1 protein-coding gene is annotated in these 318 nt (G+C 43.1%); it reads left to right on the top strand.

Features of this window, described 5'->3' with window-relative positions; translation table 11 throughout:
* A partial coding sequence (locus D0T57_RS15485; RefSeq protein ID WP_163274361.1) for a hypothetical protein occupies positions 1-254 on the top strand: 254 nt, incomplete at its 5' end.
* Positions 255-318: the final 64 nt, after the last annotated feature.

Raw genomic sequence — 318 nt, 5'->3', positions numbered from 1 at the left:
ACGATATAGCCGACTCGTCTGCACCCTCAGGCTTCACCTCACCTTGGTACGACAACGATGGGCAACTGGTGATGATAGGTGCAGAATTTCAACGAGTTCCGCCCTTTGCAGGAAGATATTATCCATTCGGTAAGCAACAAAAAAGATACACTGGGGCTGATGCCGGAACGGATACTGTACCGTTTTCTATGGTTATTATCTCTCTATTCATGATTGTCCGGTTTGAATTTCGTTATTTTGCATGTACCCAGTAAAGAGTAGATCATAGCAGTTCTTTCAGCAGACTGGTGATTTGAACAAAATAAATAGTTCTTGCGT

The sequence above is a fragment of the Dysgonomonas sp. 511 genome, from assembly GCF_010501105.1.
Taxonomy (GTDB): Bacteria; Bacteroidota; Bacteroidia; order Bacteroidales; family Dysgonomonadaceae; genus Dysgonomonas.
This window is presented reverse-complemented; position numbering and strand designations above follow the sequence as displayed.